The sequence below is a fragment of the Clostridium sp. genome (assembly GCF_016650035.1).
GTDB lineage: Bacteria > Bacillota > Clostridia > Clostridiales > Clostridiaceae > Clostridium_AD.
This window is the reverse complement of record NZ_JAENWM010000125.1, coordinates 1-8,049: the sequence shown is the minus strand read 5'-3', so window position 1 is coordinate 8,049 and position 8,049 is coordinate 1. Positions and strand designations below refer to the sequence as shown.

Sequence of the window (8,049 nt, the reverse complement as noted above, 5' to 3'; positions counted from 1 at the left end):
GCTACATCCATGAATGTAAATGATGTTGTATCCGCAGGTATACCTATAAATTTGCTATCTACTGTACTATAAGTAATTTCAGGTACTGAAATAGCCGATATAGCACCTGTTGCTATATAACTAAGTTCCAACGTCAACCCTGTAAACCCCGCTGCAAATGTTTTATCTGCTATAGTAAATGTGCCCTCAATTGGATCTGCACTCCCTAATAAGCTTCCACTTACTCCTAATTCTCCATCATTGTCATCAAAGCTATCAACTTGCACTGCAATACTGAACTTTCTTGCCCTATAAGTACCTACTACCGTACCTGGTTGATCTAAGTCTACAATCAAATAATCTGTTTCTGTATCAGCTCCTGTTTTCTGCATTTCTCCAATATTGCGAATATAAGTAATAGCTTTCTCGCTTACAATTTGGTCAGTATTAAAGCTAGTAGCCCACTCATAACCTATAATAGATTGTGTAGCACTCGATTGATTAATATACCTCTTGCTTGATGTTTGAGCCGATGGACTTTCGTTTAGTTCCGTGAATCCTGCTCCTAATAATTCAAAAGCACCTAATACACTTAAATAGTTAGCCTGGGTCTTCCTTTTACGAATTGTCAATTTAAATTCCTCCCTGTTTATAATATTTTAATCTTAATTCAATTTGATATCTTGCTTGGTCCACGCTAACTGCAAATGCATAGCCTGGAGATAATACTTTAATTTCTTGACTTTCATAACCATCATCCAATACTGGGAAAATATCATTATTATTATTTTGTTCAATCCAATTCGCAAAGTCTTCATAGAAACCACTGTTGCTAATATTTTGTAAAACATCAGCGCCAAAAGGTTCTCTGGATGCAAATAAAAATTGAAATTGCCTGATACTATCGCCATTTACATATGTTTTAATTGTTGGATTCGTTGGAACCTCCTCAATTGAATAAGCTGTTGCAAGTTCCTCCAAATAATCCACATTTACTTTTATAACACCCTCTGCGCCCTCAAACTCTTGCAGGTAAGGACACAATCTTATAAAATTTCTAATTGCTTCTATGAACATTTATGTTCCCCCTCCAACAAAATTTGCAATTGTCTCAACTATTTCGTCACCCTTTGCGGTCCACATTCTAGGCGCCCATTGTTTTCCGCGTAGCCCGCCGCTTGAGGTTCCCTGTCTTCCATTACCGGCGTTAGTGTAATACTGTCGCTTAGCGTAAGGGGCATTATAAGTTACATTAGTTGGGTTTATAGTAACCATCATATCTTTTAGACGTCCAGTAGCGTAGGGAATATAGGCGTTCATAAATTTTGCACACTCTTTTGTAAATTCTACTTGAGCTCTACCATCTTTATTAAGATAACGGGCGAGTAATATTTTCTGCGTACTATCCATAATAATTCTTACATGGTTACTCATTATTTACCCTCCACTTCGAAATGATCACTTAATTCTCGTGTAGACATCATGTTTACTACGTCATCATAATTATTTTCTAAATCAGTAAGCCTGTAAGGTTTAATTCCTGCAATTTCAAAATTAATCTCACCTTTAACAATTTTGTCTCCTACCGCTAAAGTAAAATAATTAGGTCTTTCAATATCAGATAACTTTCTAAAACTCTTAGGTGAAATATAATTTTCTAATTTATCTAAAATAATACGGATGGAATCAGCTAGTAATAATCCAGTATCACTAATGGATGCATTTCTTTTACTGTTCCAATTTACATCTTTAATTATGGTCCTCTGGTACATATCATAACCTGCTGAAAAATCATAATACTTATTATAAATTGTTACACTACTGTTCTTAAACAAAACCATTTAATCACCCCATAATCCTTACATAAGGTAATGGCAATAACATTTTTACATTATCGGTTATAGTCCATGCTTCAATACCATCAGCAAATGTCACAGATTGCACACCATCGCTTTTAGATTTTATACCAGTTGTTTTTATTGATTTAATAGCCAAGGAGCTTTCAACTAATTCGTCTATGGCCAATTCAAAATTAAGCATCATATACTCATCCGTATATTTTACATTAGGTCCTATGTTAAGATAATTTTTAATTGTTAATATTGATTTCTGTTGTTCTTTACTAATCTCCATAAATACCCCTCCTCTATATAAAATAAAAGAGGGAAGTCAATTTTCCCTCTTAGTACTAAGCTAATGTTATAGTCGCGATTCCCAATTCGTCTGCATGAGGAAAACTAGGGATTACAGTTGCTGCTGATTTAGTGAACTCTGCCACTGGATCTACACTCGTATAAGTTCCTACAAAAACATTTCCAACCATACTTGCAGTTTCCATGTTGCCATCTCCAATAAGTTTAACTTCTTCTGCAGTTAGGCCATAAACTGTATCTCCTAAAGTTGCAGACCCAAACATACTTATAATGTTTTCTGGGAAGTATCTTACAGTTGCATATCCTGTAGCTGTTTCAACTTTGTATTTGCCCTCATTAACCAATAAAATAGGTAAATCAGATTGTGATAGCAAATCATTTAGTAATGATAAAGTTACAAGCTTATCACTATTAGTTCCAAATATTGCTTTTTTGATTGAAGTAGTAGCGCAAATGGCCTTAACTACCTTTCTTGAAGTTAATGCTCTTGATGGTCTACTTCCACATTCAGCTTCAACCGCAGTTGCTAAAGTTTCTAAATCAATAAGTGGTTTAGCTGTAAGTGGATCACTCCAAGTAAATGGTAGCTTGTTTCCAGCAGGTACTAAGTAATCTATTGTTACAGCTACACCATTCTCATCTATTGCAATTTTACCGCTAGAAATAACTTCCATTCTCATAGCTTCAGCTCTTACTCTTATACTTTCTTCCATTTTTTCTGCATCTTTATAAAGTTGAGCTAGAACAAATGCAAGTTCAGCATCATTTCGTGGGTTTTGAATTTTTATGAGTTCCTTTTCAGTGATCTTAATTTGTCTCTTTATTAGCGCAAGAGTTTGAATACCTTTTTCAATTGCCTGTCTACTAGCTAATTGTGTCTTTGTATCAAATGCGTGAACACTTGCACTAACGGGAAGACCGCCTGAGCCTAAGATCATATCAAATTCGATATCTTGGATTTTCTTTTCAGGGAATAAAGCTTCGCCTAACATTGGCACTACTACTCTTTCCTTGAAATAATTTATAAGTTCGTTTGTGTTAAATACTTCTACTAATTTTGGCATATTATTATTCCTCCTCGATTATCTAAATTTTATTTCTGTTAAAGCTGCTTTGATTAATACAACTGCGGCGGATGCGACTCCAGCAAATACTCTATCTGCTCTTAAGTAACCCTCAACCATAATTGAAGCGGCTGAATCTCCGTTTGTAACATCTACAGTTTGATATAAAACTCCTACTGGAGTAGTTGTTAATGTTTCAGTTTCACTTCCTTGAATAGTTGTCGTTACTATTCCTGTTACTCCTGCACTTGTTCCAATGCCGTAAGTTGTATCTGTTTTTATGCCTGTTGTGTTTGAAGTAAATATAACTTGTGGTGATGTTCCCGAAAGTGTCCACCCTGTCATTACTGTTGCTTTAATTTTATCCGCTACTATAGATGCTGTATCACTCAATGCAACAGCGACATTATAAGCAACCCCATCTAAAGTTACGGTTACAGTTCCTGCTGTTGTTACAGTTCCAGAAAGGTCTAAAGTTGCAACCTCTGCCAGAACCGTCTCTACTACTACTGCGCCTGTAGCGTCAATGAAGCTACCTGCCTCAACATATTTTCTTCCATCTGCATTTGCTACTACACCATCAGCTAATACTGTTCCTGAAAAACACACTAAATTTGCTTCTGAAAATAATATTTCCATTTCGTTTGTGTAAGTTATTTTTTTAAACATTTAATATTCCTCCTAATATTTTATTTGCTTGCCCAAGGATCACTTGGAGCAGCTTTGCCGCCATTATTTTGTTGAGCCATTGATGCACCAATTGAAATTCTTTCTCCACCTTTATCAATTCCGCCAGGAACATAACTTGAGGCTTTCATTCTCTCATTAACGCTTGTTTCAAGACCCTTTGACCAATCTGCTGCCAATACATCTAAATTAGCTTTTGTAGTGTCCAAATCCTCACCTAAAAATTTTTCAACAAATCCAGTAGGCATTTTCTTTTCACTGGCATACTTCATCGCTTCACTAAGTAAATCTTTTCTGGTATTTGAAGCTTTTTCTTTTTCAAGTTCTTTTCTCATGTCCGCTAATTCCTTCTTAACAGGATCAGTGACTAGCTCAGGATGCTTTGCCAAAATGAATGGCTCAAGTTCCTTTTCTAAGTTGTTTTCTTTCCAAGTTTTAAGCGCTTTAGTATGATATTTATCATTTTCGCTTTCACCATAGGCTTTAAATTCCTTATCAGTTTTCATTTTCTCTTTAAAGGCATCCAATGTTACTCCACTTGTTTTAAACTGTGTTTCGATATCGGTACCAACCAACTCAGTGTTAATATCCTCATCATCTTTTAAAGCTTTTATTTTTTCGATTAAATCTTTCTTTAACATATATCCGCTCCTATCCCTCATACGCAAAATTGCCCATAAGACACAAATTTTTATTATTTTGGTGTAGTTGCACCCCTTGTACACAAAACGCCCACAAGACGAGCTTAAACAGTTTAGGGTCGTATTAAGGACACATTCTAACGATTATCTTTAATTACATCGCTTTTAACAATTTCTATCTCATGACCCTCAAAAGTAATAGTTACCTCCGCAATATCAGTTGAGGTTTTAACTATTCTATAACTAGTCATATAGTCCACTTTTTCCCCATTTAAAAAAAATTCTGAATTACAACCTGCATTTCCGTGTTCTACTATTTTAATTTTATTCTCCTCCATACACCGCTCCTTTAATTTAAGACATAATAAAGAGCCTTAGTTTTCTAAGACTCTAATAATTACATATAGGCATTGCCAAATTTTCTTGTTTGTTAATATGGTTTACTGCATCAAGTGTAGACTGAACTGCTTTAACTGTTTCACTATCTGCTTTTTCATAGGTTAATTCAAATATATCAGGTTTGCATGGGATTTAACTCATTGTAAGTTCTTATCGAATGGCAATTGGCACAAAGTACAATGCATTTTTTAATTTCTTTTTTAGCTTGTGTTATGCTTTTAGCATTGCACACATTAATTTCTTTTACACCGCTTATATGATGGAATTGAAGTGCTACATGGTGTTCGTTATATCCACAATCACTACAACCTTTTTCTATCTTATAATCTCTCAAATACTCTTGAACCTTTATTCTCCTAAAGTTACTTTGATTGTTTATTTTAGTTTTCCATTCGATATCGTCGCTTTTATTTTTATACCATACTTTTCTAGTTTCGGAATTATATCTATAAATACCTTTTCTCTTTTCGTCATTTCTGTGTTGGCTTTCCTTAGTTTTCTCAGGATTTAGTTTTCTCCATTTTTCAACATTACATTTTCTTGAGCAACATACTTGTTTACCACTGTTAGGCTCAAACTCAATTCCACAATTTTCACAAATTTTAATCATAATACCATATCACCTCTAATGACATTATATCACTAATCATTACAGGATACTATATTTATTATTATTTCTGGATACCATTTATTTTGTCGTATGTTTTTAAGAAGATGTCCTCTTTGCAAGGATAAAATTCACCTTGAACACCTTTTATAACATAATCATTTTTACTTATTTTCATATTGCCTTCTAATGTCATTATGGAATATTCATTTCCCGTAATTACATTGTAAATTGTACATTCGTTGTTATTTTTATCGCTTAGCTTTTTAACAAAAGCCATAACCACGTGTATATTATCCCCTGTATATTGTATAGCCTCTATTACTACTGGTTTCTTTCTGTATTTCATTAATAAATCACCCCTTTTATTTTTTTATAATAAAAAGCCTTAGTTTCCTAAGCCTCTAATTCTGACTTTGAACCCAAAAATATAGGTGGATGAGTTTTACCCATACATACAAAATATATTTTTCCGGTTTCTTTTACTCTTTCTAATTCCTTTTCAGATAATTCCCAGCAACTTTCAACCGCGCAGGATCCATCTGTATATTTCAGTCTAGTTATCGGTAAATCAATTACATTTTCGCTACCTTCAGGAGCTTTTAAAGTAGAATTAGTAAATTCTGTTTTAACTGGTTTCATAAATACCTCCAATTTATTAAAGCACTGTATTAAATCCTCTGCATAATGGGTGCACTGGACCAGGGGCATCTTCTAAATCATATACATTTTCATTTATACCAGCACATTCGGCACAAGTTCTGGAATCCATTTCCTCATTTCTCATAACTTTTTTTACTCCGGTTTCTCTGCAAAACCTTTTAAACGCTTCATCTTCAACACGATTTATCTCTGTGTCTACTAGTCTGTGTGCATTGTAAGCACTAGTATTATAAGTTTTTTCAATGTTTCTTTTAATTTGATTAACATTTACTTTGCCATTAAGGAAATCATTAACTTGTTTATGGAGATGCTTAGCAACATCAGATTCATTTGTCCATACTCTGCTACTAAAGTGTTTTCCAGCAAAATTGTTACTAATAATCTCTTTAACATCCTTAAGTCCAACATTATAACTGTAAAAACCAAGCGTTTTAGTTATAGTAGCTGTTAAAATTTCCTCTATAACCCTATTTTGTGTAGCCCCTTGACCTTGTGCATCGCCAGTAATTAGCTTAGACAAGCCATTATGCTCTTTCCTTTTATCTGCCTTAGAGAGCTTCATAAGGTCATTTAAAATGGTATAGGTAAGCATTATATTTGCTAATTGTTTTAATAATTCGTCTCTATTATCCTTTTGCTCCTGATAAACCTCTTTTATAAGTTTATCGGCTTCATTGTAAAGACTTTCAATAAACTCTAACTCTTCTTTATCAGTATATTTACTCATCTTTAATCACTTTATTTAAATCAATCTCAGGAATTTCTGCATCCTGTTCTTTTTTAACTTTTTCAGCCTCAGTTACCTTATTACTTATAAAACTAAATCTACCTCTTGAAGTATCCTTAGAAATAATTCCCTCTGGCACCTGCGCCAACATTTGAGCGGTTCCTAAATCATCCATTGGAATATTAGGAGTATAAAGAGCATTTATATCCTTATAATCATAATTTTTATTTTTCTTAAGGTTTAAATATATACATAAAAATCTATTTCTGTTTTTAACAATGTTTTTATGTGCTTTTTCTTCTAAATCACATTTGTTCTCCAAGGCTATGAGTCTTGATCTCAATGCAATGCCACTTAGGTTACTCACCATGCCCTCATTATGATTTATGTGGCATGATATTTGGTACATTGTATCCACATATCTGTCTAATGTATTTTGGATGAAGGTATCATTGATATTTTTAATAAGCCATTGAATGGTACTGTCTTTATCTTTGGCTTGTAATACTCCTAACTTTTTCATTTCAGGAATATCCTCTTTGGGGATTTCGCAACCTGTAAATACCAAATAAGCACTTCTAAAATCACTTATTTCATTTCCAATATCACTGAAATTTGTTTCAAATGCATCCTGAAGACCTTTGATATCTCCATATAAACTATCGTGATATTCTTCAAATGTTAATACCCCAACACTCACAGGGACCTCTCCAAATATGTTCCAAATAGGGTTTTCTATTTCATTAAATTTACTATCAAAATGATAAATATAATTATCTGTATAAACATCTATATATTGATTAACTGTATCAAAATCATTTTTAAATGCGTGAATAAAGAATAAAACCTTGCCAGCATTATCTGTATAAGCGTAACCATCAGTGGGTTTTATAATTTTACTGCAAAAGTCAGCTGCTTCATTTAGGTAATACAATTCATATACTTTAGTAAACACTAACAAATACTTCATCAAGTCCGTATCATGTAATTCATCCCAATGCGCAGTGTAGTATTCAATATCCTTAACTATATCACTGTTATCGCTCTTGGACTCATACGTTATATCATTACCTACAGTGTAAGAAACTTCTTCTTTGATAAATTTCTTCATATAGTTTACATTTGTCTT

The 8,049-nt window shown here is 33.5% G+C and carries 13 protein-coding genes and 1 pseudogene; all 14 read right to left on the bottom strand.

The genetic code is table 11. The annotated features are described in order from the left end of the window. Positions 1-176: 176 nt before the first annotated feature. Positions 177-611: pseudogene (locus JJD95_RS18755) on the bottom strand (hypothetical protein); the annotation flags it as partial. A gap of 1 nt (position 612) precedes the next feature. Further along, positions 613-1,056 (bottom strand): chloramphenicol resistance protein, encoded by a 444-nt coding sequence (locus tag JJD95_RS18750; RefSeq protein WP_291644801.1) that lies wholly within the window; start codon positions 1,054-1,056, stop codon positions 613-615. After that, entirely contained in the window at positions 1,057-1,413 is a 357-nt protein-coding gene (locus JJD95_RS18745; protein WP_291644799.1) for a minor capsid protein, read from the bottom strand. Next, positions 1,413-1,820 carry a DUF6751 family protein gene (locus JJD95_RS18740; RefSeq protein ID WP_291644797.1) on the bottom strand — a complete coding sequence of 136 codons (408 nt, stop codon included), beginning with the start codon at positions 1,818-1,820 and terminating at the stop codon, positions 1,413-1,415. Before JJD95_RS18740 ends, JJD95_RS18745 begins: the two co-directional genes overlap by 1 nt. 4 nt (positions 1,821-1,824) lie before the next feature. Beyond that, entirely contained in the window at positions 1,825-2,112 is a 288-nt protein-coding gene (locus JJD95_RS18735; protein WP_291644795.1) for a hypothetical protein, read from the bottom strand. A 55-nt stretch (positions 2,113-2,167) separates the two neighbouring features. Next, positions 2,168-3,196 (bottom strand): major capsid protein, encoded by a 1,029-nt coding sequence (locus tag JJD95_RS18730; RefSeq protein ID WP_291644793.1) that lies wholly within the window; start codon positions 3,194-3,196, stop codon positions 2,168-2,170. Between the two features lie 18 nt (positions 3,197-3,214). Beyond that, complete coding sequence (locus JJD95_RS18725; protein ID WP_291644791.1) at positions 3,215-3,865, bottom strand: hypothetical protein; 651 nt, start codon at positions 3,863-3,865, stop codon at positions 3,215-3,217. 20 nt (positions 3,866-3,885) lie between these two features. Further along, positions 3,886-4,524 carry a DUF4355 domain-containing protein gene (locus JJD95_RS18720; protein ID WP_291644789.1) on the bottom strand — a complete coding sequence of 213 codons (639 nt, stop codon included), beginning with the start codon at positions 4,522-4,524 and terminating at the stop codon, positions 3,886-3,888. A 137-nt stretch (positions 4,525-4,661) separates the two neighbouring features. Further along, entirely contained in the window at positions 4,662-4,862 is a 201-nt protein-coding gene (locus tag JJD95_RS18715; protein ID WP_291644786.1) for a hypothetical protein, read from the bottom strand. 176 nt (positions 4,863-5,038) lie between these two features. Then, positions 5,039-5,533, bottom strand: a complete 495-nt coding sequence (locus JJD95_RS18710) for a hypothetical protein (protein ID WP_291644784.1) — start codon at positions 5,531-5,533, stop codon at positions 5,039-5,041. Between the two features lie 61 nt (positions 5,534-5,594). Beyond that, positions 5,595-5,879, bottom strand: a complete 285-nt coding sequence (locus tag JJD95_RS18705; protein ID WP_291644782.1) for a hypothetical protein — start codon at positions 5,877-5,879, stop codon at positions 5,595-5,597. Positions 5,880-5,926: 47 nt separating this feature from the next. Next, positions 5,927-6,172 carry a hypothetical protein gene (locus JJD95_RS18700; protein ID WP_291644780.1) on the bottom strand — a complete coding sequence of 82 codons (246 nt, stop codon included), beginning with the start codon at positions 6,170-6,172 and terminating at the stop codon, positions 5,927-5,929. A 16-nt stretch (positions 6,173-6,188) separates the two neighbouring features. Further along, complete coding sequence (locus JJD95_RS18695) at positions 6,189-6,920, bottom strand: phage head morphogenesis protein (protein WP_291644778.1); 732 nt, start codon at positions 6,918-6,920, stop codon at positions 6,189-6,191. Beyond that, the coding region (locus JJD95_RS18690; RefSeq protein ID WP_291644776.1) for a phage portal protein at positions 6,913-8,049 on the bottom strand (1,137 nt) is incomplete at its 5' end. The genes JJD95_RS18690 and JJD95_RS18695, both read right to left, overlap by 8 nt.